Annotated in this window: 24 protein-coding genes and 1 tRNA gene; 13 read left to right on the top strand and 12 right to left on the bottom strand. The window is 70.2% G+C overall.

Annotation, left to right across the window (positions count from 1 at the left end):
• Window positions 1–4: 4 nt before the first annotated feature.
• Genes AB0K67_RS14445 through AB0K67_RS14435 form a run of 3 tightly spaced genes read left to right on the top strand, consistent with a single transcriptional unit; the run spans window position 5 to window position 2,187 of the window.
• Window positions 5–1,156, top strand: coding sequence for a DNA topoisomerase IB (locus AB0K67_RS14445; protein WP_364058647.1), 1,152 nt, complete (start codon window positions 5–7; stop codon window positions 1,154–1,156).
• Window positions 1,157–1,211: 55 nt separating this feature from the next.
• Window positions 1,212–1,460 (top strand): BON domain-containing protein, encoded by a 249-nt coding sequence (locus tag AB0K67_RS14440; RefSeq protein WP_364058644.1) that lies wholly within the window; start codon window positions 1,212–1,214, stop codon window positions 1,458–1,460.
• Window positions 1,453–2,187 (top strand): metallophosphoesterase, encoded by a 735-nt coding sequence (locus AB0K67_RS14435; protein WP_364058641.1) that lies wholly within the window; start codon window positions 1,453–1,455, stop codon window positions 2,185–2,187. The genes AB0K67_RS14440 and AB0K67_RS14435 overlap by 8 nt, the downstream gene beginning before the upstream one ends.
• Window positions 2,188–2,298: 111 nt before the next feature.
• On the opposite strand, the gene AB0K67_RS14430 is transcribed toward AB0K67_RS14435, so the two are convergent.
• Both AB0K67_RS14430 and AB0K67_RS14425 read right to left on the bottom strand, forming a co-directional pair.
• Window positions 2,299–2,448 (bottom strand): GPGG-motif small membrane protein, encoded by a 150-nt coding sequence (locus tag AB0K67_RS14430; protein ID WP_364058638.1) that lies wholly within the window; start codon window positions 2,446–2,448, stop codon window positions 2,299–2,301.
• 155 nt (window positions 2,449–2,603) lie between these two features.
• Window positions 2,604–2,786 carry a hypothetical protein gene (locus AB0K67_RS14425; protein WP_364058635.1) on the bottom strand — a complete coding sequence of 61 codons (183 nt, stop codon included), beginning with the start codon at window positions 2,784–2,786 and terminating at the stop codon, window positions 2,604–2,606.
• A gap of 70 nt (window positions 2,787–2,856) precedes the next feature.
• On the opposite strand from AB0K67_RS14425, the gene AB0K67_RS14420 reads away from it, so the two are divergent.
• A complete protein-coding gene (locus AB0K67_RS14420; protein WP_364058632.1) occupies window positions 2,857–3,453 on the top strand; it encodes a nucleotidyltransferase in 597 nt (198 codons plus the stop codon).
• A gap of 1 nt (window position 3,454) precedes the next feature.
• Here the strand turns inward: AB0K67_RS14420 and secA2 are convergent, their stop codons facing one another.
• The 3 genes from secA2 to AB0K67_RS14405 all read right to left on the bottom strand — a co-directional run bounded on the left by secA2 (window position 3,455) and on the right by AB0K67_RS14405 (window position 8,027).
• A complete protein-coding gene (secA2, locus tag AB0K67_RS14415; RefSeq protein ID WP_364059561.1) occupies window positions 3,455–5,539 on the bottom strand; it encodes an accessory Sec system translocase SecA2 in 2,085 nt (694 codons plus the stop codon).
• A gap of 238 nt (window positions 5,540–5,777) precedes the next feature.
• Window positions 5,778–6,653, bottom strand: a complete 876-nt coding sequence (locus AB0K67_RS14410; protein ID WP_364058629.1) for an EamA family transporter — start codon at window positions 6,651–6,653, stop codon at window positions 5,778–5,780.
• 291 nt (window positions 6,654–6,944) lie between these two features.
• Complete coding sequence (locus tag AB0K67_RS14405) at window positions 6,945–8,027, bottom strand: acyltransferase (protein WP_364058626.1); 1,083 nt, start codon at window positions 8,025–8,027, stop codon at window positions 6,945–6,947.
• 246 nt (window positions 8,028–8,273) lie between these two features.
• On the opposite strand from AB0K67_RS14405, the gene AB0K67_RS14400 reads away from it, so the two are divergent.
• Together AB0K67_RS14400 and AB0K67_RS14395 are read left to right on the top strand one after the other, a co-directional pair.
• The gene (locus AB0K67_RS14400) at window positions 8,274–8,648 is read left to right on the top strand and encodes a VOC family protein (RefSeq protein WP_364058623.1); all 375 of its coding nucleotides are present in this window, start codon (window positions 8,274–8,276) and stop codon (window positions 8,646–8,648) included.
• A 176-nt stretch (window positions 8,649–8,824) separates the two neighbouring features.
• Complete coding sequence (locus tag AB0K67_RS14395) at window positions 8,825–9,790, top strand: hypothetical protein (RefSeq protein WP_364058620.1); 966 nt, start codon at window positions 8,825–8,827, stop codon at window positions 9,788–9,790.
• Here the strand turns inward: AB0K67_RS14395 and AB0K67_RS14390 are convergent.
• Window positions 9,717–10,913 carry an FAD-dependent monooxygenase gene (locus tag AB0K67_RS14390; RefSeq protein WP_364058617.1) on the bottom strand — a complete coding sequence of 399 codons (1,197 nt, stop codon included), beginning with the start codon at window positions 10,911–10,913 and terminating at the stop codon, window positions 9,717–9,719. The two genes, AB0K67_RS14395 and AB0K67_RS14390, sit on opposite strands and share 74 nt — an antisense overlap.
• A gap of 85 nt (window positions 10,914–10,998) precedes the next feature.
• Between AB0K67_RS14390 and AB0K67_RS14385 the strand changes: the two genes are divergently transcribed.
• On the top strand, window positions 10,999–11,580 hold the full coding sequence (locus AB0K67_RS14385) for a TetR family transcriptional regulator C-terminal domain-containing protein (RefSeq protein ID WP_364058614.1): 582 nt from the start codon (window positions 10,999–11,001) through the stop codon (window positions 11,578–11,580).
• 4 nt (window positions 11,581–11,584) lie between these two features.
• On the opposite strand, the gene AB0K67_RS14380 is transcribed toward AB0K67_RS14385, so the two are convergent.
• Window positions 11,585–12,175 (bottom strand): GNAT family protein, encoded by a 591-nt coding sequence (locus tag AB0K67_RS14380; protein ID WP_364058611.1) that lies wholly within the window; start codon window positions 12,173–12,175, stop codon window positions 11,585–11,587.
• Between the two features lie 107 nt (window positions 12,176–12,282).
• Here AB0K67_RS14380 and AB0K67_RS14375 point away from each other — a divergent pair, with 107 nt between their 5' ends.
• The 3 genes from AB0K67_RS14375 to AB0K67_RS14365 are packed head-to-tail and all read left to right on the top strand — an operon-like array spanning window position 12,283 to window position 15,697.
• Window positions 12,283–13,485: an acyl-CoA dehydrogenase family protein gene (locus AB0K67_RS14375; protein WP_364058608.1), complete on the top strand. Its 1,203-nt coding sequence runs from the start codon at window positions 12,283–12,285 to the stop codon at window positions 13,483–13,485.
• Complete coding sequence (locus tag AB0K67_RS14370; protein ID WP_364058605.1) at window positions 13,482–14,645, top strand: acyl-CoA dehydrogenase family protein; 1,164 nt, start codon at window positions 13,482–13,484, stop codon at window positions 14,643–14,645. Before AB0K67_RS14375 ends, AB0K67_RS14370 begins: the two co-directional genes overlap by 4 nt.
• The gene (locus AB0K67_RS14365; protein ID WP_364058602.1) at window positions 14,642–15,697 is read left to right on the top strand and encodes an acyl-CoA dehydrogenase family protein; all 1,056 of its coding nucleotides are present in this window, start codon (window positions 14,642–14,644) and stop codon (window positions 15,695–15,697) included. The genes AB0K67_RS14370 and AB0K67_RS14365 overlap by 4 nt, the downstream gene beginning before the upstream one ends.
• Here AB0K67_RS14365 and AB0K67_RS14360 read toward each other — a convergent pair.
• Window positions 15,668–16,258 (bottom strand): TetR/AcrR family transcriptional regulator, encoded by a 591-nt coding sequence (locus tag AB0K67_RS14360; RefSeq protein WP_364058599.1) that lies wholly within the window; start codon window positions 16,256–16,258, stop codon window positions 15,668–15,670. The two genes, AB0K67_RS14365 and AB0K67_RS14360, sit on opposite strands and share 30 nt — an antisense overlap.
• Before the next feature lie 172 nt (window positions 16,259–16,430).
• Between AB0K67_RS14360 and AB0K67_RS14355 the strand changes: the two genes are divergently transcribed.
• A complete protein-coding gene (locus AB0K67_RS14355; RefSeq protein ID WP_364058596.1) occupies window positions 16,431–17,198 on the top strand; it encodes a nuclease-related domain-containing protein in 768 nt (255 codons plus the stop codon).
• A gap of 9 nt (window positions 17,199–17,207) precedes the next feature.
• Here the strand turns inward: AB0K67_RS14355 and AB0K67_RS14350 are convergent, their stop codons facing one another.
• Window positions 17,208–18,584, bottom strand: coding sequence for a VWA domain-containing protein (locus AB0K67_RS14350; RefSeq protein WP_364058593.1), 1,377 nt, complete (start codon window positions 18,582–18,584; stop codon window positions 17,208–17,210).
• Complete coding sequence (locus AB0K67_RS14345; RefSeq protein ID WP_364058590.1) at window positions 18,577–19,416, bottom strand: MoxR family ATPase; 840 nt, start codon at window positions 19,414–19,416, stop codon at window positions 18,577–18,579. The genes AB0K67_RS14350 and AB0K67_RS14345 overlap by 8 nt, the downstream gene beginning before the upstream one ends.
• A 114-nt stretch (window positions 19,417–19,530) precedes the next feature.
• On the opposite strand from AB0K67_RS14345, the gene AB0K67_RS14340 reads away from it, so the two are divergent.
• A tRNA-Lys gene (locus tag AB0K67_RS14340) sits at window positions 19,531–19,604 on the top strand.
• A 61-nt stretch (window positions 19,605–19,665) separates the two neighbouring features.
• Here AB0K67_RS14340 and AB0K67_RS14335 read toward each other — a convergent pair.
• Complete coding sequence (locus AB0K67_RS14335; protein WP_364058587.1) at window positions 19,666–22,035, bottom strand: right-handed parallel beta-helix repeat-containing protein; 2,370 nt, start codon at window positions 22,033–22,035, stop codon at window positions 19,666–19,668.
• Between the two features lie 286 nt (window positions 22,036–22,321).
• The gene (locus AB0K67_RS14330; RefSeq protein WP_364058585.1) at window positions 22,322–23,116 is read right to left on the bottom strand and encodes a hypothetical protein; all 795 of its coding nucleotides are present in this window, start codon (window positions 23,114–23,116) and stop codon (window positions 22,322–22,324) included.
• Between the two features lie 125 nt (window positions 23,117–23,241).
• On the opposite strand from AB0K67_RS14330, the gene AB0K67_RS14325 reads away from it, so the two are divergent.
• A complete protein-coding gene (locus AB0K67_RS14325) occupies window positions 23,242–23,652 on the top strand; it encodes a RidA family protein (protein ID WP_364058582.1) in 411 nt (136 codons plus the stop codon).
• Window positions 23,653–23,714: the final 62 nt, after the last annotated feature.

Below are 23,714 nucleotides of genomic sequence, written 5' to 3'. Positions count from 1 at the left end.
TCGAGTGCCCGAGACGAAACCCCGTACAGAACCACCCGATGCCGAAGCCCTGGCAGCGGCCTTCGCGACCGCGCCACACAACGGGCCACACGGCAACGGGCCACACATCAACGGGCCAGACGGCAACGGGCCGGACGTCAACGGGCCGGACATCGAGCTGCATCCGAGCGACCAGAGCGAGCCGGGCATCACCCGGCGACGGCGCGGGCGCGGGTTCAGCTACCACGACTGCGACGGGCGGCCGGTGCGCGACCCGGAGGTGCTCGCCCGCATCAGGGCGCTCGCCATCCCACCGGCCTGGCGCGACGTGTGGATCTGCGCTTCACCCCATGGGCACCTGCAGGCCGTGGGCACCGACGCGGCGGGACGGCGGCAGTACCGCTACCACGACGTGTGGCGCGAGCAGCAGGACCGGGCCAAGTTCGACCGGGTGCTCGAGGTGGCCGAGCGGCTGCCGGCGTTCAGGAAGATCGTGGACGAGCAGCTCCAGGGACGCGGGCTGACCAGGGAACGGGTGCTGGCCACCGCCGCCCGGCTGCTCGACATCGGCTTCTTCCGCATCGGCGGGGAGAGCTACGACACCTACGGCCTGGCCACGCTCAGGATGGAGCACATCACCTGCTCGCGCGGCATCGTCACCTGCGCCTACCAGGCCAAGGGCGACATCCTGCGCGAGGTGGACGTCGCCGACCCCGGGGCGTGCAAGGTGCTGCGCGCGCTGAAGGCGCTGCGGGTGGACGGCGAGCTGCTGCGCTACCGGCGCGCCGACGGCTGGGGCGACATCAAGAGCGAGGACATCAACGAGTACCTGCGCGAGACCATCGGCCACGAGGTCACGGCCAAGGACTTCCGCACCTGGCACGCCACCGTGCTGGCGGCCGTGGGGCTGGCGGTGTCCGGGCCGGCCGGGCGCGAGAGCGTCACCCGCAAGAAGCAGGCCATCACCCGGGTGATGCGCGAGGTGTCGGAGTACCTGGGCAACACGCCGACCGTGGCCAGGGCGTCGTACGTGGACCCGAGAGTGATCGAGGCGTACGACCAGGAGCGGACGATCGCCGCGGTGCTCACCGAGCTGGGAGCGGACACCGACTTCGGCCAGCTCGCCACGGCGGGCCCGGTGGAACGGGCGGTTATCGACCTGATTCGTGCTGCTTGAGGCTGTTTGAGCGATTGGCGCTCGGGCATGCGGCGACAGAGAAGGGGGACGAGCGATGGAAGCTCCGCAGTACGTCGCGGCCCGTGTCCAGCAGGCGCTGGCCGAGGACGCCCGTACGACCGAGCTGGGAATCCGCGTCGACATCCGAGGTGATCAGCTCTTCCTGCGCGGCCAGGTCAGCGGGTGGGAGCAGCGCGACCGGCTCGGGCAGGTGGCCCACGAGGTCGCGCCCGACCTGCACCTGCACAACGAGATCAACGTCGTCGAGGCCGGCGAGCCGGGGGAGGATGAGCATCTTGACTGACCTGCGGATAGCCGCGGTAGGCGACATCCATCTGGGTGAAGACGTCAAGGGCCAGTACAGGAAGCGGCTGCGCGGCATCGAGGACCGCGCCGACGTCTTCATGCTCGCGGGCGACCTGACCAGGCACGGCACGCTGGAGGAAGGCCGGATCGTGGCCGACGAGCTGCGCGGCCTGCCCATCCCGGCGGTCGCCGTGCTCGGCAACCACGACTACCACTCCGACCTGGAGCGCGAGATCGCCGCCGAGCTGCGCGACGCGGGCGTCACCGTGCTCGACGACGACGGTGTGGTGCTGCAGTGCGGCGACAAGAAGCTGGGCGTCGTCGGCGGGAAGGGGTTCGGCGGCGGGTTCGCGGGCAAGTGCGCCAGCGAGTTCGGCGAGCGCGAGATCAAGGCGTTCGTCCACCACACCCGCCAGATCGCCGAGTCGTGGAAGATGGCGCTCAAGGAGATCGTCGCCGACTATCGCGTGGTGCTCTCCCACTACTCACCGATCAAGGAGACGCTGGAGGGCGAGCCGCCGGAGATCTACCCGTTTCTCGGCAGCTACCTGCTGGCCGAGGCCGTCGATACGGCGGGCGCCGACCTCATCCTGCACGGACACGCGCACAAGGGCAGCGAGAAGGGCATGACGCCGGGCGGCATCCGGGTGCGCAACGTGGCGCTGCCGGTGCTCGGCCGGGCCTACTGCGTCTACTGCATCAATTGCGCGGAAGTCCACGAGTAAGACGTGCGGCGCTGAAAAACGCTCATTTCCCCGGAGAACCGGAGAACCGCCGGGCCGCTCTCGGAGATCGGCCCGGTGGATGCGGGCAGGGAGACCGGGAGAACGGCTCCCTTAGACATGGAAGATGCTGACCCCACCGGGCCCGACCAGGAGTCCGAGGACGATGAGCACGATACCCCAGAGGATGTCGCGCCGGGCCAGGAGCACGTAGATCCCGGCGATGACGAGAATGACGGCGATGATCCAGAGCAATGTAGCCATGGGCCTGCACCTGCCCTCGGCGGGTGACTCATAACCTGTTTCTTACGCCGGCAAAGAAAACGGGAAATGCATCGCCGTTTTCGGCCCTGCTTAAACGCTCTGTCTTGAACGCCCTGTCTGAACGTCCTGTCTTGAACGCTCCGTTCGAACAGCGGTCATTCGGCGGACTTCATCAGTTTCGCGTACGCGAGCCGCAGCCAGCGTCCCGCCAGCGCCGCCACGGCGGCGGCCACGCCGACCGTCCCGCCGTACGCGCCGAGGAGTCCCGCGTAGCGCGCCAGCGGCCGATCCTGGCCGGTCGCATAGGTCTGCTCGGTCCTTGCCAGGATTTCGGTCATAGCTCATCGGGCTACCCAGATACCCCTGTCCCCAACGTCTAGCCGACGATCGTTCGGGTAGCCGATGCGCATGGGCAGCCACAGCCACGCGGTCACCGACGCGATCCTCGACACGCTCAAGCGAGCCAGCTCGGGGCTCAAGGACGCCGGTGTCAAATTCGCGCTGGCCGGAGGCTGTGCCGCCTACGCGCGCGGCGCCGCGCCCTCACTGCACGACGTGGACTTCGTGCTGACCGAGCACGACGTGCCCGCCGCCCTTGAGGCGCTGCGCGGCATCGGCTTCCAGACCGCCAAGCCGCCGGAGGACTGGCTGGTCAAGGCGTACGACGAAGGGCGGCTCGTCGACCTGATCTTCCGGATCTCCGACATGCCGATCACCGACGAGCTGCTCGACCGGGCCGAGCCGCTGAAGGCGTCGGCGGTGATCGTGCCCGTGCTCCAGGCCACCGACCTGGTGATCTCCTGGCTGCTGCCGCTGTCGGAGCATGCCTGCGACTACGGCGCGCTGCTCGCGCAGGTGCGGGCGCTGCGCGAGCAGGTGGACTGGCCGCGGGTGGCCGCCGTCACCGAGACCTCGCCGTACGCGGCGACGTTCATCACCCTGCTGGAGCGCCTGGGCGTGCTCGACGGCCCGGTGATCCCCAAGGGCGAGTCCACGTGGCCGTGAGTCAGCGGCGGCGGCTTCCGTCCGAGACCCGCTTGAGAATGCGGTCCCACTCGGTGCCGAACGGGTTGTCCTGCACGAGGTAGGTCCACGTCGCCGACGGCCGCTTCAGGTCGGGCTCCGGCGCCTCGAACGACTCCAGCGAGCGCCGCTCCACCTCCGCCAGCAGCTTCTTGTACTCGGCCACCGCCTCGCGGTGGAACTCGTCGATCGGGCTCATCCGGCCGAGCGCCCGCAGGTGGATGCCCTCGCGCAGGTCGGTCAGGAACGCGAGATGCTCGGTCCAGCAGCTGTCGATCGCGTGCAGCACGATCTGCCGCGCCGTCTCGTCGCGGGTGTCCTCCGGCATCGCCGCCCACCGCTCGGGGTCGGCCTCGGCCAGCGCCTTGGAGGCGGCGTCGCCGTGCAGCACCTTGTCGCGCCACTCCAGGATCAGCTCGCGCTGGTGCTCCAGCAGCCGCGTGTAGCGCCACGTGTTGCGGTGGATCTCAAGGTTGACGCCCTCGGCGACGCGCTGCGCGTGGCCCACGATGTACGCCCCGCGCCGGTGCCTGATGATCCCGTCGGGATCGGGGGCGGGCGGGCGCTCGTCGGGCACGAACTGCGTGATCAGCGGGTCTTCCATGCTGACGAAGAACACCGAGCCGCCGGGGTCGCCCTGCCGCCCGGCCCGTCCGCGGAGCTGGTCGTCGAGCCGGCTGCTGGCGTGGCGGCCCGAGCCGATCACGTACAGGCCGCCCAGTTCGGCCACGCCCTCGCCGAGCCTGATGTCGGTGCCGCGGCCTGCCATCTGCGTGGAGACGGTGATCGCGCCGCGCTCGCCCGCCTTGGCGATGATCGCCGCCTCTTCGGCGTCGTTCTTGGCGTTGAGCACCACCGGCTCGAGGCCGCGCCGCTGCAGCAGCTTGGCGAGGTTCTCCGACTCGGCCACGTCGAGCGTGCCGATCAGGATCGGCCGCCCGGTCTCGTGGACCGCCTGGATCTCCTCCACCAGCGCCGCGTCCTTGTCGGGCACCGTCGGATAGATGCGGTCGGGCTCGTCCACCCGGATGCACGGCCGGTTGGGCGGGATCACCGCGACCTTCAGCCCGTAGAACTCGCCGAGCTGCTCGCTGACCGCCACCGCCGTGCCCGTCATGCCGCAGATCTGCGGATAGCGGCGGATCAGCCCCTGAACGGTGATCGAGTCGAGGATCTCGCCCTTCTCGCTCGGCGGCAGCGCCTCCTTTGCCTCGACCGCCGCCTGCAACCCGTCGGGCCAGCGCTGCAGCAGCGCCACCCGGCCCCGCGACGGGTTGATGAGCTGCACCTTGCCGTCGCGCACGATGTAGTCGACGTCGCGGGTCAGCAGCGCGTGGGCGTGCAGGGCGAGGTTGAGCTCGATCAGCGTGCCTGGCTCGTTCTCGTCGTAGAGGTCGACGCCCAGGATGTTCTCGACGCTGTCGGCGCCCTTCGGGGTCAGGTAGACGTTGCGCGCCTGCTCGTCGATCTCGTAGTGATAGCCGCGGACGAGCTGCCTGACCAGCGCCGCCATCTCCGGCACCGTGTTGCCGGCGTCGGCCGCCCCCGCCATCACCAGCGGCACCCTGGCCTCATCGACCAGCACCGAGTCGGCCTCGTCGATCAGCGCCACCTCGGGCTCGGGCACGATCAGCTCGCTCGCCTTCGTGCGCAGCCGGTCGCGCAGCACGTCGAAGCCGATCTCGCTGACCGGGCCGTACGTGACGTTCTTCGCGTACGCCTCGCGCCGCTCCTCGGGCGTGGAGTTCTGGTCGATCCAGCCCACGCTCACGCCCAGCGCCTCGTAGAACGGGCCCATCCACTCGGCGTCGCGCCTGGCGAGGTAGTCGTTGACGGAGATCACGTGGACGCGCTTGCCCTGCAACGCGTAACCGGCCGCCGCCATCGCACCGGAGAGCGTCTTGCCCTCGCCTGTGGCCATCTCGGCGACCTTGCCGTCGAGCAGCGCCAGCGTGCCCAGCAACTGCACGTCATAGGGCCGAAGGCCGAGCGTGCGGTCGGCGGTCTCACGGACGATCGCGCAGAACTCCGCGAGATCCCTCATATCGGGCACCGGCAGCTCGTGCATGCCGCGCAGCTCGTCTTCCCGCGCTCCGGCCGCCTTCACGATCTTCTGGTAGGGCGCGAGAGGGACGCCTCCCGGTCGGTCCAGGAGGTTCCTCAGTATTCCCTTTAGCGAGGCCACAGTTCCTCCAACGCGCGCTACGCCGACACCGTTCCCCCTGCCGCTCTGGGGGAACGGAGCGACGATTCGGCAAGCGCCGCCGTACCGGACCTTAACTCATCCGGCCGTCTGCGCCGTCACATCATGGCGCATCGGCCCGTGCGGCCAGCACGGCAACCGCCGCGAGCAGCAGCACGCAGCCCGACCATGCCAGCGGAGTGAGCCGCTCGCCGAACAGCACCACCCCCAGCAGCGCCGCGCCCACCGCCTCGCCGAGCGAGATGATCGACACGGTGGTGGCGCGCAGGGCGGTCAGCGCGCGGAAGAACAGCCCGTACGCCAGCGCCGTCGGCACCGCGCCCAGGTAGACGAGCAGCGCCGCCGACGTCCAGGTCAGCTCGGGCAGCGCGCCCTCCGCCAGCGCGAACGGCGCCAGGAACAGCGCGCCCACCACGAACCCGCCGATCGCCGCCGCCTCCGGGCCGCCGTCGTCGCGGTGACGCCGCGAGACCAGCGTCACCCCGGCGTACCCGGCGGCGGAGGCCAGCGCCAGCAGCACCCCGGCCACCGGGGACTGTCCGGTGCCCGCCGTCGCGGACTCGAACGTGAGCAGCACGAGCCCGGTCAGCGCCGCGGCCAGCGCGACCAGCGCCGTGCGTCCCAGGCGCTCGCGGAGCAGGAAGCGGCTGCCCAGGGCGGTGAAAATGGGGGTGGCGCCCATCGTCACCACGGTCGCCACCGCGACGCCGGAGTGCGCGATCGCGGCGAAGTACGCGGTCTGGTAGAGCGCCATCCCGGCCCCCACCACCACCGTCCGCCCCGTCATGTGCGGGCGGCTCGTGCCGCGGACGAGAACGAGCAGGCAGGCGGCGCCGATGATGTAGCGCCACAGTGATACGCCGACGGGACCCAGCCCGCCGGTCTGGAAGAGCAACGACCCGGCGGCGCCGCCGGTGCCCCAGGCGGTCGCGGCCACGGACGCGTAAAGGGCGCCCCGCCGGGCGGAGACATGCGTCATCGAAGAGTTCTCCGGAGGTGAAGATCGATCAAGGCCCGGTGAGCGGGCAGCGATCACCCCCGGATCGGTGACGACCCGGCGAAGGTCAGAAGACGCCGCCCGCTAGCGGGCGGGAGGCGGAGAACAGATCAGACGCCGATGCATGCCCCCTAAGATAACCGCTCCCCCAGTGGCGCCCCGTCCGCAGGGGCGCTCACGGGGGCGGGTGCTCGCGAGGCAGGGGTGCTCACGGGGTCGGGGTGCCGGCGGGACACGAGCTCAGGCGCTGGGGGTGCCGGTGGGGGCGCGGGCTCAGGCGCTGGGGGTGCCGGCGGGGACCGCGGCGTGTGCGGGTGGCTCCTTCTTGGACAGCAGGCGCTTGAGCCGGGGTGCGAGCGGTCGTTCCACGAACCGGTGCACCGCGTACGCGGCCACCAGCATGACCACGATCATCCCGACGAGCAGCACGTACTTGTTGAACGCCCCTTCGAGCCTGGCGAACAGGATGAAGCCCACGTGCGCGTGCAGCAGATACAGCGGGTACGTGAGCGCGCCCGCCGTCACCAGCCACGGCCTGGCCAGGGCCCGGGTGACCCCGAGCGCGATGAACGTCATGACGAGGAAGATGAGCACGACGACGGCGGTGATGACGACCGGCGAGTACGTCACGTTGTAGCGCTCGCCGACGGCCTCGGCGTACCCGATGGCCCGGTAGACGGCGTTGCCCAGGCAGATGGGCACCAGCAGCGCGATCTGCCAGTCGAGCCCGAACCGGTAGAGCAGGAACAGCGCCATCCCGGCGATGAAGTAGTGGGAGAACTCGGACTGGACGACCAGGTCGGCGACGCCCGGCAGCACGCCCAGCTCGACGAGGAACGTCAGCGCCAGCCAGCCCCACAGTCCGATCATGATGCGGCCCCGCGTGATGCCGATCATGGTGGCGATCAGCATGAGGATGTAGAACCGCATCTCGGCCCAGAGGGTCCAGTAGACGACGTCCACGTTCTCGATGTTCGGCACCGCCTGGAACATCGTCAGGTTGGCCAGCACCTGCGGCAGCGTCACCTGGAACATGCCCCATCCGAGCAGCGCGGTGACGGTCGCAGTGACGGCGATGCCCACCCAGTACGCGGGATAGAGCCGCACCACGCGCGAGACGATGAACTGCCGGGGCGTCCTGCCCCACGCGCTCATCAGCACGACGAAACCGCTGATCAAAAAGAACAGGTCGACGCCGAGGTAGCCGTATTTGGCCCAGGCGCTTTCGGTGACGAACGTCACAGTGGTCTTTCCTCCGGCCCAGCCGGAGAAGACATAGTGGTACAGCACTACGCACAGTGCCGCCAGCAGCCGGAGCCCGTCGATCTCGTAGAGCCGTTCTGGCCTGGTACGCACGGCATCTCCCTTCTGATGTGGAGAGGGTGGCGGCATCAGCTTGCGGATTGGTTAAAGGACAGCAAAGGCATTCTTACGGGTTTACAGGAGTACCGACGGGTACTTGACGCGATGTCCGACAAGACACACGTGATCGCCGTGTCTCCGGCTCGCCGTCGCCGGGCTCCCAGGCCCGCCGCGCCTCACGCGCCGGCGGGTTCTCATACCTGACAGAAGATGGCAGGTACGGCTGAGACGCTTGCCGCCATGACGACGAAAGCAAGCCTCTTGGCCTTCACCATCGATTGCTCCGACCCCAAGGCGCTGGCCGGCTTCTACCACCAGGTGACCGGGATGGAGATCACCTACGCCGAGGACGAGTACGCCGCGATCGGCGACGGCACGGTCTCGATCTACTTCGGCCGCGTCCCCGACCGCAAGCCGGTCACCTGGCCGAGCCCGGACAAGCAGTTCCACTTCGACTTCCGCGTGCCGGACGTGGAGCGGGCGGTCGAGGAATACGTGGCGCTGGGCGCGACGAAGCCCGATTTCCAGCCGGGCGTCACCGAGGAGGGCACCCGCTGGGTGGTGCTCCAGGACCCGCAGGGCCACCTGTTCTGCGTGTGCCCGGAACCGGCATAGCAGGGCAAACAGGAGTCGGCGGGGGCCCAGGGGAGGCCAAGGCGAGGCTACGAGTCCGTACGCGTCGAGACCGATTTGTATGGACTTTTCCGCCTAAAGAATGATTCTGCGCCTCCTCCGGCCTCATAAGCTGGAGCAATGCTCCTGGAAGGATCCCTGCGTCTGCGCGGGCCGCGATGACCTGGGTCGGCATGCTGATCGCGCTGGCGGGGGCGCTGGGCTACGCGCTGGGCGCCGCGCTGCAGCAGTACGAGGTCGTGGCCGAGGGCGCCTCGCTCGGTCTGGTGCGCCGCCCCCGCTGGTGGGTGGGCGGCGTCATCTCCTTCACCGGCGCCTGCCTGCACGCCGTCGCGCTCAGCTTCGCGCCCCTGGTGGCCGTCCAGCCGATCAGCGTGGCCACCTTGGTGTTCGCCGTGCCGCTCGCCGCGTTCATGTACGGGCGCAAGCCGTACCGCGCGGAGATCATCGGCTCGATCGCGGTGGCCGTCGGCCTGCTCTGGCTGATGCTGCTGGTGCCCGCCCATGACGTGCCGCCCCACCTCAGCGACAAGGCCGCACTCGACTTCATCGGCGTGATCGCCGCCGTCACGCTGCTCACCCAGCTGCTCGCCGGCCGGGTGGGCGGGGCGGCCAAGGCGCTGCTGCTGGCGGTGGGCGCGGGCGTGATGACGGCGAGCGTGTCCACGTTCGTCCGCGTGGTGGCCGGCGGCATGCAGGGCGACTGGGGCCGGTTGATCCACTGGTTCAGCCTGGCCGTGCCGGTGCTGCTGGTCTGCGCGGTGGTGCTGCTGCAACGCTCGTACGCGGTCGGCTACTTCGGCATCGCCTACGCGGGGGTCCAGGTCATCGACCCGGTCACGTCCGTGCTCGCCGGGGCGATCCTGCTCGGCGAGCCGCTGCCCACCGCCCCCGGTACGGCGGTGCCCGCCCTGCTGGCCGCCGCGCTGACCATCGGCGGCACGATCACGCTGGGCAGGCTGGCCCCCGACAAGAGCAAGCCGGCCCCAGCGCCCAAACCCCTGGAGAGCCCCATGGAGAGCTCCCAGGAGAGCCCTCAGGAGAGCGCTGTCAGCGAGCAGCCTCCGCCGGTGGACGCCAGCGCAGTATCTCGTCCATCGACCGCAACATCAGATCTGGGCTGATCCGGTTCGCCGCCGTCAGCGCGGAGTCCCGCAGCCACACGGCGAGCGGGTTGCGCAGCCGGCTCATCCGGCACAGCGTCAGCGAGCGCCGTACGATCCGGGTCGTCCGCTCCTTCCTGGCCGCGGTGTAGGCGGCCAGGCTCTCACCGGGCCGCGCGGGGTCGGCCAGGTGGCCCAGCACCACCGCGTCCTCGATGGCCTGGCAGGCGCCCTGCCCGAGGTTGGGCGTCATCGCGTGGGCCGCGTCGCCGACCAGCGCCACCCTGCCCCGGTGGTAGGCGGGCAGCGGCGTGGCCTGGTAGTAGATGTCGCCGCGGATGATGCGCGCCGGGTCGGCCGCCCGCAGCAGCGCGGGGATGGGCTCGTGCCAGTCGCCGAACCTGCGCAGCAGCTCCTCGCGCTCGTCCGGGGCGGCGCCGCCGGGCGGTGCGACGTCGGTGGCGTAGATGTAGACCTGGTCGCCGGCCAGCAGGTGGACGCCCAGGACGGCGCCCCTGCCCCAGCTCTCCGACCTCGGCACGCGTGACGGGTCGCACGGGCTTCCGTCGTCAAGCCGCACGTCGCCGAGCGGGATGAGGGCCCGCCAGACCGTCACCCCCGCGTACGACGGGTCCGGGTGCCCGGGGAAGAGCGCGCGCCGGGTGAGCGACTTGATGCCGTCGGCCGCCACGACCAGGTCGGCCGCCAGGTCGCCCGCAGAAGTCCGTACGACGCCGCGCTGCGCGTCCACGCCGGTGACCGCCGTGCCCACGCGCAGGCAGTCCGGCCCGCCCGCCTCGGCGAGCCCGCCGGCCAGGATGTCGAGCAGCGCGGCCCGCAGCATCACCACCACCGAGTCGCCGTACGCGCCGTCGGCCGCCTCCTCCGTGGTGGCGGTCAGCCGCCGCCCGTCGGCCCTGCGCAGCATCAGCGGCCCCTCGGCGTGGGCGAGCGCGCGTACCCGGTCGCCGAGCCCGAGGGCGTCGAGCGCCTTGAGCGCGTTGGCGGCGATCGCCAGGCCGGAGCCCACGGGTTCGATGGCGGGCGCCCGCTCCAGCACGGTCACCTCCCATCCCTTGCGCAGCAGCGCGACACCGGCGCTCAGCCCGCCGACGCCGCCGCCGATCACCACGGCTCTGGCCATTGCGGCCTCCTTCGCTCACTACGTCTGTAGTTCGACGATACTACGTCCGTAGTGATGTCCAACTACTCCTGTAGTATCTGGTGCCGTGAAGCGCTCAGACGTCGTGGCGGACGCGGCCATCGCCCTGCTCGCCGAGCGCGGCATGCGCGGCCTGACCCACCGGGCCGTCGACGAGGCCGCGGGCCTGCCGCCGGGATCCACCTCCAACCTCGCGCGCACGCGGGCGGCGCTGCTGGAGCTGACGCTGGCCCGGCTCACCGCGCTGGAGTGGGAGGCGGTGGCGGGCGCGTACGAGGGCGCGTACGAGCGGACGCACGACCTGGCCGGGCTGTCCGCACTGCTGGCCGGAGCGCTGCACCTGCGGCTCGCCGACCGCGTCCACACCCTCGCGCGCTACGAGCTGGCGCTGGAGGCCACCAGACGGCCGGAGCTGCGCGCGATCTACGACAGGGCGGGCCGCCGCTTCCGCGACCCCGCCGTCGCGATCCTGGCCGCCCTGGGCTCGCGCGACCCGGTGCGGCACGGGCGCACGCTGGTGGCGTTCGCCGAGGGCCTGGTGTTCGACGCGGTCGTGGGCGCGGGCGCCATGCCCACGCGGGAGGAGCTGGAGCGGGCCGTCCGCGAGGTGCTCACGGGCATGCTCGGCGGGACCGCCGCCGAGACCTGATCGGCTAGGAGGCCGCCAGGCGGGCCTGGAGACGGTCGCGGTGCGGCGGCCACTCGTCGTCGAGGATGCCGAAGCAGACGGTGTCGCGCCAGGTGCCGTCCGGCCGGCGGCGGTGCCGGCGCAGCGTGCCCTCGTGCACGCCGCCGATGCGCCTGATCGCGTTCTGAGACCGTACGTTGAGCACGTCGGTCTTGAGCAGCACCCGGTTGTAGCCCAGCTCGAAGGCGTGGCCGACCATCAGCAGCTTGCACGCGGTGTTGATCGCCGTGCGCCAGGACGCGCGGCCGTACCAGGTCCAGCCGATCTCCACGCTGGCCTCGAAGCCGGGCACGTCGGCGTACGTCGTCCAGCCCACGGCCCGCCCGCTCGACCGGTCCACCACGGCGAACGGCACGTGCTTGTCGTCGTCGATCAGCATGCGCGCGACCTTGCCCAGTTCCTCCTCCGTCCGCGGGGCCGGCACCGGCATCCACCGCCAGACCTCGTCGTCGCCGCCTCCCGCGGCGAACAGGTCGGGCACGTGGTCCATGGCGAGCGGCTCAAGGCGGACGACGTCGTTCTGGAGCACGGTAGGGCCGGGCAGCTTCGCGGTCATGGCGGCCACTGTAGAAGACCAGGTGAGGGTGGGTAGATGGCCACCTGGAGGCATTTGCCGGGAACCACCTGTCGACACTCATACCGGCCGGTCGGTAGGGTCGCGTCATGGACTTCGCCTTCGACACCGTCACCGAGGACCTGCGCGAGCGATTGCTCCGCTTCATGGACGAATGCGTCTACCCCGCAGAACCGGCCTTCGAGGAACAGGCGAAAACCAGCGGCTGGAGCCCGCCGCCGCTGATCGAGGACCTGAAGGACGAGGCGAGAAAGCGCGGGCTGTGGAACCTGTTCCTGCCCGGCGAGCACGGCGCGGGGCTGACGAACCTCCAGTACGCCCCGCTGGCGGAGATCATGGGCAGGAGTCCCGCCATCGCCCCCGTCGCCACCAACTGCGCCGCCCCCGACACCGGCAACATGGAAGTCCTGGCCATGTTCGGCAGCGAGTGGCAGCGCAAGGAGTGGCTGCGGCCGCTGCTCGACGGCGAGATCCGCTCGGCCTTCGCCATGACCGAGCCCGACGTGGCCTCATCCGACGCCACCAACATCGCGACCTCGATCGTCCGCGACGGCGACGAGTACGTCATCAACGGCCGCAAGTGGTTCATCTCCGGCGCGATGAACCCCAACTGCAAGATCTTCATCGTCATGGGGCAGACGAACCCCGACGCGCCCAAGCACCGCAGGCAGAGCATGATCCTCGTGCCGCGCGACACGCCCGGGGTGCACGTCAAGCGCGGCATGCACGTCTTCGGCTACACCGACGCCGACCACGGCGGACATGCAGAGGTCGTGTTCGAGGACGTACGCGTGCCCGCGGCGAACCTCATCGGCGAGGAGGGTGGCGGCTTCGCCATCGCCCAGGCCAGGCTCGGACCCGGCCGCATCCACCACTGCATGCGCCTGATCGGCATCGCCGAGCGCGCGCTGGAGATGATGTGCCGCAGGGCGCTGTCGCGCACCACGTTCGGCAAGCCGGTCGCGCAGCAGGGCGTCGTCCAGGACTGGATCGCCGAGTCCCGCGTGAAGATCGAGCAGCTCCGCCTGCTCGTGCTCAAGACGGCCTGGCTCATGGACACGGTGGGCAACCAGGGCGCGCACACCGAGATCCAGGCCATCAAGATCTCCACCCCGATCACGGTGGAGCAGATCCTCGACAAGGCCGTCCAGGTGCACGGCGCCGGCGGCGTCTCCCAGGACTTCCCCCTGGCCGCGCTCTGGGCGCACGCGCGCACGCTGCGCCTGGCCGACGGCCCCGACGAGGTGCACAAGCGGTCCCTGGCCTATCGCGAGCTGAAGAGGTACATGTGAACGAGGCACAGATCAAGGAGCGCGTGGCCGCGTTCCTCAGCGAGCACGATCCGAGCGGTGACCGCCTGGAGTTCCTGCGCGCCCGCTTCGACGCCGGGCTCGCCTGGGTGTGGTTCCCCGAAGGGCTCGGCGGGCTCGGCGCGCCGCGCGAGCTGCAGCAGGTCGTGGAGCGGGAGCTGGCCGACACCCCGCAGCTCAACAGCGGCCTGCAGGGCATCGGTCTCGGCATGGCCGCCCCGACGATCCTGGCGTTCGGCACCGAGGAGCAAAAGCGCCGTTTCCTCAAGCCGCTGTGGACCGGCGAGGAGATCTGGTGCCAGCTCTTCAGCGAGCCGGGCGCGGGCTCGGACCTGGCCACGCTGGCCACCAGGGCGGTCAGGGACGGCGACGAGTGGGTGATCGACGGGCAGAAGGTGTGGACGTCGGGCGCGCACCACGCCCGGTGGGCGATCCTCGTCGCCCGCACCGACCCCGACGTGCCCAAGCACCGCGGGCTGACGTACTTCGTGTGCGACATGCACGCCCCCGGCGTCGAGGTGCGGCCGCTGCGGCAGATCACCGGCGAGGCCGAGTTCAACGAGGTGTTCCTGACCGGCGTCCGGCTCTCCGACGACCTGCGGCTCGGCGCGGTCGGCGACGGCTGGCGGGTCGCGCAGACGACGCTGATGAACGAGCGGGTGGCCATCGGCGGCGCGCCCTCCAGGCGCGGCGGCGGCGTCATGGCGTCCGTGCTGGCCGCCTGGCGCGAGCACCCCGAGCTGCGTACCCACGACCTGCACCAGCGGCTGCTGTCGCTGTGGGTGGAGGCCGAGGTGACCCGCCTGTCGGGGGCGCGGCTGCGCGAGCAGCTCGCCGCCGGTCAGCCGGGGCCGGAGGGCTCGGGCATGAAGCTCTCGTTCGCCAAGCTCAACCAGGCGCTGACCGGCCTGGAGATGGAGTTCCGGCGCGAGCTGACCTACGACGACTGGACGTTCAGGCGCTCGGAGAACGTCGACTTCTACGGCCGCGGCCCCGGCTACCGCTACCTGCGGGCCAAGGGCAACTCGATCGAGGGCGGCACCTCCGAGATCCTGCGCAACATCATCTCCGAACGGGTGCTCGGCCTGCCGTCGGAGCCCCGTGTCGACAAGGACGTGCCGTGGAAGGACCTGCCGCGATGAGCCTGCTCTATTCCGACGTCGAAGAGGAGCTGCGCGCCGCCGTGCGCGCCCTGCTGGCCGACCGCTGCCCTCCGTCCGCGGTGCTGAGGCGCGTCGAGTCCGAGCCGTACGACCTGGATCTGTGGAAGACGCTGGCCGGCGAGATCGGCGTGGCCGGGCTGCTGGTGCCCGAGGAGCTGGGCGGCGCGGGCGCGTCGGCGAGCGAGGCGGCCGTGGTCCTGGAGGAGCTGGGGCGGGCGGTGGCGCCGGTGCCGTTCCTCACCAGCTCGGTGCTGGCCACCAGGGCGCTGCTGCCGACCCGCGACGCGCTGCTCGGCGAGCTGGCCGAGGGGCGCAAGACGGCGGCGCTGGCGGTGTCGTTCGCGGCTTCGGCGTACCGTCCTGACCGGGGCGCGTCCGTGAGCGTGGACGGCGAGGGGCGGCTGTCCGGCACTGTCACCGGCGTGGCCGGGGCCGAGGTGGCGGACGTGCTGCTGGTGCCGGTGGACGGCGACCTGTACGCGGTCGAGAGCATCGAGCCCGAGGTGGTCCGGGTGGTGCCCTCGATCGACCTGACCAGGCCGGTGGCCGAGGTGACGTTCGCGCGGACGCCCGCCCGCCGGGTCGGCGCCTGCGACCTGGCGGCGGTGCTGCGCTTCGGCGCCGGGCTGCTGGCCTCTGAGCAGCTCGGCGTGGCCGAGTGGTGCCTGGAGACGACGCTGGCCTACGTCAAGGAGCGCCACCAGTTCGCCAGGCCGATCGGCTCGTTTCAGGCGATCAAGCACCGGCTGGCCGACCTGTGGCTCGACGTGGTCAGGGCCAGGGCGGCGGCCAGGAACGCGGTCGCGGACGCCTCGTCGATCTCGGTGGCGGTGGCGCAGGCGTGGAACGCGGGCGTGGCCGTGCACGCGGCCGAGGAGGCCCTGCAGCTCCACGGCGGGATCGGGATGACGTGGGAGCACCCCGTACACCTGTATCTCAAGCGCGCCAAGGCCGCCGAGGTCGCGCTCGGCACGCCGGGCGATCACCGGGAGGCGCTGGCCTCACTCGTCGACGTGCCCGGCCCCGAGTGAGGTGAGCAGCAGGTCGGCGAAGTGCTTGCCCACCTGGGCGCCGGTCAGCGGCCCCTGCGCGTTGAACCACGTGCCCAGGTGGTGCACCGAGCCGAAGAAGTAGTCGACGACCAGCTCGGCGGGCACCCGGTCGCTGAAGACGCCCGAGCGCTGCCCCTCGGCCACGAGGTCGCGGAAGCGCTCGTGGTAGCGGCGGCGCTCGGCGCGCACGGACTTGCGCGTCTCGGGGGCGAGCAGGTGCATCGACCTGAAGAAGATCTTGGAGTCGTCGAGGTTCGCGGTCGTCGTCTCCACGACGTCGGCCGCGGCCCGGTGCAGGCGCTCCTGGACGGTGCCGGGGCCGTCGGCGATCTCGAACAGCCGATCCATCTGCATGCGCAGCACCCGCATGTAGATCTCGTGCAGCAGGTCGTCCTTGGAGTCGAAGTAGTGGTACATGGCGCCCTTGGTGACGCCCGCCGCCGCGACGATCTCCTGCACCGAGGTGCTCTCGAAGCCGCGCTCGGCGAACAGCCGGGTCGCCTCGGCCAGCAACCGCTGCCTGACCGGTTCGTCTTTCACTCGGTCCCCCTTGGTCACCGCCTTAGCATACCGACTGGTCGGTTGATTGGTCTTGCGGGTACTAATTCCCTCACCTTAGGCTCACCTTGGTCGGGGAATGGGTATCCCTTGACCGGCGAGGGATCTTCGGCGTGGCAGATCCTGCACTACGACGACTTTCGGGGAGTTTGCCGTGCCCGGTGGCTCTATCTACGTGCAGCCCAACGAGAAGTACACTGGCTCATCCCCGCAGTGGTGGTACGAGAAATTCTGGCGCGACGACGCGCCCAACCGGCTCAAGCGCAGGTACGTCAAGGCCGCTGTGGGTTTCATCATCGGTGTGGCGCTCGGTCTCAGGTTCGGGCTCACGGGGGGTTCCGCGTTCACCGGCCTGCTGGCGGCGGCGCTCGTCTTCGGCGGCGACTGGCTGTACGACATCTACAGCTTCCGCAAGACCGCCGTCTGGCGCGGAGCCAAGCGCGGCGAGGTCATCATGGGACGCCTGCTACGCCGTTCGCTGCGCCGCCACGACTACCACGTGCTCGACGGCCGGGCGATCCGCGGGCAGGCCTCCATCGACCACCTGGTGATCGGCCCCGGCGGCGTGTGGATCATCGACAACGAGTCGTGGAGCCCCGACACCGAGATCGCCTGCTACGCGGGCCGGCTGTTCTTCGGTGAGAAGTACGGAAGCAAGACCGCCAAGCCGCTGGTCGAGCAGGCGGAGAAGTTCGCCGAGCTGCTCAGCCGCGAGACCGGCATCCAGGTGAGCATCACGCCCATGCTCGCCGTCCACTGCGGTCTGCTGCCCAGGAACGGCGTGGTCTCGGCCGAGGGCCTGACGCTGGCCAAGCCGCGCACGATGGCCAAGCTCATCAAGGCCGCTGACCGCGACGTGCTCAGCCCGGCGCAGGTCGAGGTGCTCGCCCGCACCGCGGCCCGGGAGCTGCAGCGCGTCTGACCGGGCCGGTCACGCCAGGGTCTCGATGAACGCGGTGAGCTGGGCGACGTTGCGGCACTCGTACATGGGCACGACGGTGCCGTACTCGCCCGCCACCGAGTCGCCGGTGTCCCACTGCTGCCGCGGCTCCGGGTTCAGCCAGTACGCGTGCCGGCACCGCGACACCAGCGACCTGAGCACGTCGAGCGCGGGCGGCTGGTAGTTGGAGCGGGCGTCGCCCAGGATCAGCAGCGACGTCTTCGGGCCGAGCGCGTCGCCGTACCGCTCGGCGAACCGCTCCAGCGCGTTCCCGTAGTTGGTGCGGCCGAAGCGCACCATGTCGGCCTCGTTGGCGAGCCTGGTCATCGCCTCGACCACGTCGGAGCCGGGCTGGAAGAACCGGGTGATCTCATCCACGGTGTCGACGAACCCGAACGCCCGCACCTTCGTGAACTGCTCGCGCAGCGCGTACGTGAGCAGCAGCGTGAAGTGCGCGAACGACGAGACCGAGTCGCTGGTGTCGCAGAGGACCACCAGCTCGGGCTTGTGCGGCCGGGGCGGGCGGAGGTGCGTGGTGAGCGGCACGCCGCCGCTTTGCAGCGAGGCCCGCATGGTCCTGCGGAAGTCGAGCCGGCCGCGCTTGCCCTTGCGCTGCCGCATCGCAAGGCGCGCGGCCAGCCGGCGGGCCAGCGGGTGCACCTCCCTGCGCAGCTGCGCCAGGTCGGCCCTGGTGATGCGGAGGAAGTCGATCTGGTCGAGCGGAGGGCGTACGGCGGAGCGCGCGATGCGCTCGATCCCGGCGTCCTCGGCGATGCGGCGGCGCACGTCGGTGGCCACCGCCTCCTCGAAGCGCCGGATGTTCGCGGTGACGCCCTGCCGCACGGTCTTCTCCGCCAGCCCGCCGCGCTCGCGGCCCTGCAGCACCGCGCGCAGGATGCCGGCCATCAGCGTCTCGGGCGACAGGGCGCGCAGCACGCTGTAGGAGAACCAGTTCTGCCGCCCGGGAGCGGCCTCCTGCCGGCCGAACCGCTCCACCATGGCCTCGGCGAACGCGCGCATCTCCTGGTCGGTGGAGCCGGTCAGCAGGTCCGCCAGGTGCTCGCGCAGCTCCTTGACGTCGGCCGTCGCGAAGTCGATGCGCTCGCGGCCGGGGCGCCGTGCCCGCAGCCCGGTGGTGGACGCCGGGAACCACAGGTCGAACAGCACGTCGAACCCCGGCCGGTGCACGGGCCTCTTCACCAGCGTGGCGGCGTACGCCTCCCGCAGCGACTCCCGGTCGGCCAGGTCGATGACCCGCAGCGCGTTGGCCGCGTCCAGCCCTTCCGCGATCGACACCGGCAGCCCGGCCTCGCGCAGCGCGTGCACGAAGCCGATGTGCCGGTCGACCAGCGAGCCGGTCTCAGGCATCGGGCAGCCCCAGCTCCTTGATCGCCCGCGCCTGGTCGGAGGCGTGTTTGAGCACCACGCCGAGCGTGCCGGCCACGGTCGCCTCGTCCAGCTCGTCGCGGCCGAGCGCGAGCAGCGTGTTGGCCCAGTCGACGGTCTCGGCCACCGACGGCGCCTTCTTCAGCTCCAGCGAGCGCAGCGTGGCGACCGTACGCGCGAGCTGCTCGGCCAGGTCGGCGCGGAAGCCGGGCACCTGGGCCAGCACGATGTCGCGCTCGCGCTCGGGGGTCGGGTATTCGATGTGCAGGTAGAGGCAGCGCCGCTTGAGCGCCTCCGACAGCTCGCGGGTGGCGTTGGAGGTCAGCACGACGTACGGGCGGCGGGTGGCGGCGATGGTGCCCAGCTCGGGGATCGTCACCTGGAAGTCCGACAGCAGCTCCAGCAGCAGGCCCTCGACCTCGACGTCCGCCTTGTCGGTCTCGTCGATGAGCAGCACGGTCGGCTCCTGCGCCCGCACCGCCTTGAGCAGGGGGCGCTCCAGCAGGAACTCCTCGCTGAAGATGTCGTCGTCGGCGTTGGTCGCCTGGATGCGCAGGAGCTGCTTTTTGTAGTTCCACTCGTAGAGTGCTCTGGACTCGTCGAGTCCCTCGTAGCACTGCAGCCTGATGAGGTCTGCGCCGGTCGCCTGGGCGACGGCCTTGGCGAGCTGCGTCTTGCCCACTCCGGCCGGCCCTTCGACCAGCAGCGGCTTGCCCAGCGCGGCGGCCAGGAACACCGAGGTGGAGATGGCGTCGTCGGAGAGGTAGTCCACGGCGGCGAGCCGCTCCGTCACGTCGGCGGGGGAGTCGAACATCCAAGAATCCTGTCTGCCGGAGCCGGAAGTACCGAATTTTATTCTAGCGTGGCCTGTCCTCCGGATTCCGATTCGACCAGGATGGCGATCACCGGTATATTCATTCCTGCCAGCGCGCCGCTAGCTCAGTTGGTCAGAGCAGCTGACTCTTAATCAGCGGGTCCGGGGTTCGAGTCCCTGGCGGCGTACCGGATCGGGCGCTCACCTCGCGAGGTGAGCGCCCGAAGTGTTCTCACCGGCCTTGAGCCCTCATCGCGTCGCCCTGGGGCCGACGCCGTCCAGGCTGAAGGTGCGGTTCCACTCGCGCACCCACGCGGGTCCGAAGCCCTCCGTCCTGTTCAGCGGCGTGTTACGCGCGTCGAAGCGCCACGTTGCCGGGTCGAAGCCCGCCTCCTCCGGCGTGGCCGCCTTGGCGTTGAAGGAGTCGAAGCCCGGGTTGAACGTCTTCACGCTCAGCCCGCCCGCGTCGTCGGTGTAGGCGAAGTCGCCGCTACCGATGCTGACCGACCTGGTCAGCACGTTGTTCGCGGGCACGTACACCGAGTTCGGGTCGCTCCACACCTGCTCGTCGGTGCACTCGGTCTCGCCGACCGCCGTGCACGGCACGCCCTGGGCGTCGGACGGCACGTACCAGTCGCGGATGTTCGGGTACTGCCTGGCGTAGTGGCGGTACCACTTCTCCACGTTCTCCCTGGTGTTGGTGAAGCCGGTGCCGTCGCCGGCCTTCAGCATGTCGTTGAAGCGCTCGATCACGACCTTGGCGTTGGGCACCGGCAGCCGCTTGCCGCCCTCGTGGTAGAGCTTGTCGTGGCCGATGTACGTCACGTTCACGAACACGTTGTCGCGCGCCACGTTGCTGTGCCCCGCCTGGTAGAACAGCCCGTGCTGGACGTTGTCGAAGACGTTGTGGTGCACGACCATCCCCGACATGCCGTCGTCCATGTAGACGGCCTGGTTGCCGTCCGCGCCGATGTCCTTGAACAGGTTGTACGCCACCACGTTGTTCAGATACGTGTAGTCGCGGCCCGAGTAGATCACGCCCTGGTCGGAGGCGTGCGTGACCAGCCGCTCGAACCTGTTGTGGCTGATCACCATGTCGTTGCCCATGATCTGGATCGCCATGTGCGGCGCGTCGTGCACGTGGTTGTACCGGAACGTGTTCCCGACCCCGTACATGTAGCCCGCCGGCGTGTACGTCGCGAGCTTCGAGAAGTCATAGATCTCGTTGTGCTCCACCACGTGGTCGCCGCGTTCGAGCGAGTCGCGGTCGCCGCCCGCCGTGAAGACCCCGCCGCCGCCGAGGTCGTGCAGCCGGCTGTTGATCACCCGGTTGTGGTGGCCGCCCCGGCTGGTGCGGTACTCGGCGATGGCGGTGATCGCGTCGTTCGCCTCGCCGATCTGCACCGCGTCCATGCTGACGTTGAGGATCTCGACGCCGTCGATCGTGCACGACTCGGCGTCCAGCAGGCGGATGCCGGCCCCTGTTGTGCCGTTCATGCGCAGGCCCTTGAGCGTCACGCCGGTGACGTTCTCGAGCTGGAAGAAGGGGGCGTCGAACGAGGTGAGGCTGATCTCCTTGCCCTCGACCGTGCCGCCGGGCGGGTAGTAGTAGAGCGTGTCGTGGCCCTGCCAGCGGTCGATGTAGTACTCGCCCTCGGTGTCCAGCTCGCTCAGCACGTTCTGGGCCACGAACGAGGACCACTTGTCGGTGGCGACGTACATGGTGGGGTAGTAGGTGGTGATGTCGCCGCCGCCGACGGTGTCGATGCGGATGCGGTCGTTCGCGTAGTTGTTACCGAAATATCCGGACAGCCAGCCGTCCGTCTCGACCTGCGTGCCGTCCGGGGTCTCGGCGCCCGGCGGCTTGGCCCACTTCTCGTACCTGGCCGCCAGGTTCGCGTCCTCGACCGTGTAGACGGGGCCGGGGAGCTTGAGCATCTCCTCGTACGGCAGCGTCGTGCCGTCGGGCGTCTTGTCGGAGAAGTAGTCGCGGGCGCCCTTCGGGGCCACCTTGACGGTCAGGTGGTCCCTGGTGAGCTTGGCGTCCCCGTTGGGGTACTGCGCCAGCGTCTGGGCGACGTCGTCGGTGATGAGCTCGGGCGCGTACGGCTGCGGCTTCCAGTTGAAGCCGTTCTTGTTGAGCCTGCCCGTGGGGATGCCCTCCGCGCCGAGGTCGTAGACCCAGACGTTCGGGGCGGCCGATTCGGGGACGCGGGCCTTCGACGACCACTTCGCGTCGTCGGCCGGCAGGTCGCTCAGCCTGCGGAACTTCTCCGGTGCGAGCGTGGTGACGCCGGCCAGCTCGACCTGCTCGCCCGGGTAGGCGGCGTAGGTGACGTACGAGTGCTCCGGGCCGCGCACCTCGACCGTCTTCGCGGTCTGGTAGACGCCAGCGCGGATGTAGACGACGCCGGGGCGGTTGCGGCTGGTCTTGCGGGCCAGCGCGTCGCGGGCGCGTTCAATCGTGGCGAACGGGTCGTTGATGGTGCCGGTCGCGTCGTCGCTGCCGTTCTCGGCGACGTACACGATCTGCTGGGGAGGGGCGGCCTGTACGGGAAGCGCGGTCGTCGCGGCCGTCAGTAAGCCCGCGATGAGGGGGAACGTCGCTCGTCTGAGCATGGGCAGACCTCAATCGGTAAAATACTACTCACAGCAAGAAGTCCTTGAGGGTGAACGGTAGCGTCGCGCGGGCCTCAGTTCAATGGTTTGACCACAGGGCAGCGCATCGTCGGCGGCGCAACGAGACGGTCGGTGCGGGTGATGGGCCGGGCGGGGCGGGTCCAGTACGGGCCGGGCGCGGTCAGGTGCGGCGGGCCCAGTGCGGACCGGGCGCGGTCAGATATGGCGAGTTCGGCACCGATCGGGCGCGGTCGGGTGCGGCGAGTTCGGCACGGACCGGGCGCGGTCAGGTGCGGCGGGGTCTGCGCAGGCGCAGGCCGGTGAGTGAGGCCAGGAAGATCACCAGGCCGATCCCCATCAGTGCCCGGCCGTCCGGGCCCGCCAGGCCGCCGCCGCCCGTGTCCGCGCCGCCCGACGGCACCTCGGCAGGGGTCTCCTCGGCGTCCTCGTCGGTCTCGTCAGTGTCGCCCGTCTCGTCGGTGTCGTCGGTCTCGTCCGGGGTGGGGGTCGTGCTCTCCGTGTCGTCCGCCGTGGGGCTGGACGAGGTGGTGGGAGAGCCCTGGCCCGTGCCGACCGTGATGGTGTACTCGGTCCTGGTGGCCGTGTCGGAGGGTTCGCACTCGATCAGCGGATCCGTGTTCGTCAGGCCGAAGTTGATCGAGGCGGCGTGGACCTTTCCGGTGCCGGTGTTCCTGGGAGTCGTCTTGAGCTCGACCTTGGTGGTGGGGAGCGGGATGGCCTCGCCGGGGATGACGGTGCCGATCTCGGCGACGCCGGTGGCCGAGGTGAAGTTCGGGATGCCGCTGATGCCGGCGTAGGCGTACATCTTGATGTCGCCTTCTAACCCGGTGGCGGGGGCGATCAGCTCGGAGTCGCCCGCGTACGAGCCGGTCCAACCGATCGTCAGCTCCTCGTTCACCTCGGCCTGCGCCGGCACGGTCAGCTCCACGTCGATGCCGACCTCCTGCGTGGTGCCGCCGATCTTGCAGCTGTACTGGATCGGGGCGGCCGCGTGGGCGGCCGGCACGGGGAGTAACGAGAAGACGGCGGCGGCGGATAAGACGGCCGGCAGGACGCGCACGACGGTTCTCCTTGCGACGGACGAGGTGCACGAGAAAGGACGAAGCTCGGGCACGCTCGGGTGACACGGTTATCCAACCGCAATTCAGATGCATCGTCATCCGGGCAACTGATAGGAAACCGGTCATGACTTCAGGTGTCCGACTCGTCCGCGACGACCGGCTGGCCAAGGTCGATTACGCGTATGCCGCCACTACCGACGCGCCGCTCCGCTCCATCTGGGTGGCCGGAGCCTGCCCGCTCGACGCCGACGGGGCCACGGTGGCCGTCGGCGACTACGCCGGGCAGACCCACCAGGTGATGCGCAACCTCATCAGCGCGCTCGAAAGCGCGGGCGCCGCGCTCACCGACGTTGTGAAGACCACCGTGTACGTCGCCTCCAGCGACCAGAAGGACCTCGTGACGGCGTGGAACGTCTACCGCGAGTACATGGGGGAGCACGAGCCCCCGAGCACGCTGCTCGGCGTCACTGTGCTGGGGTACTTCGACCAGCTCGTGGAGGTCGAGGCCGTGGCGGTGCTCCCGGACGCGAAGTGAGACGGCCTGACAAAGTGGGGCGTCGGCGTGCGGAGTGAGAGGGCCTTGCACGGCGGGGCGTC

Origin of the sequence: Nonomuraea sp. NPDC052634 (assembly GCF_040678535.1) — a bacterium.
Classification (GTDB): domain Bacteria; phylum Actinomycetota; class Actinomycetes; order Streptosporangiales; family Streptosporangiaceae; genus Nonomuraea; species Nonomuraea fastidiosa.
This window is presented reverse-complemented; position numbering and strand designations above follow the sequence as displayed.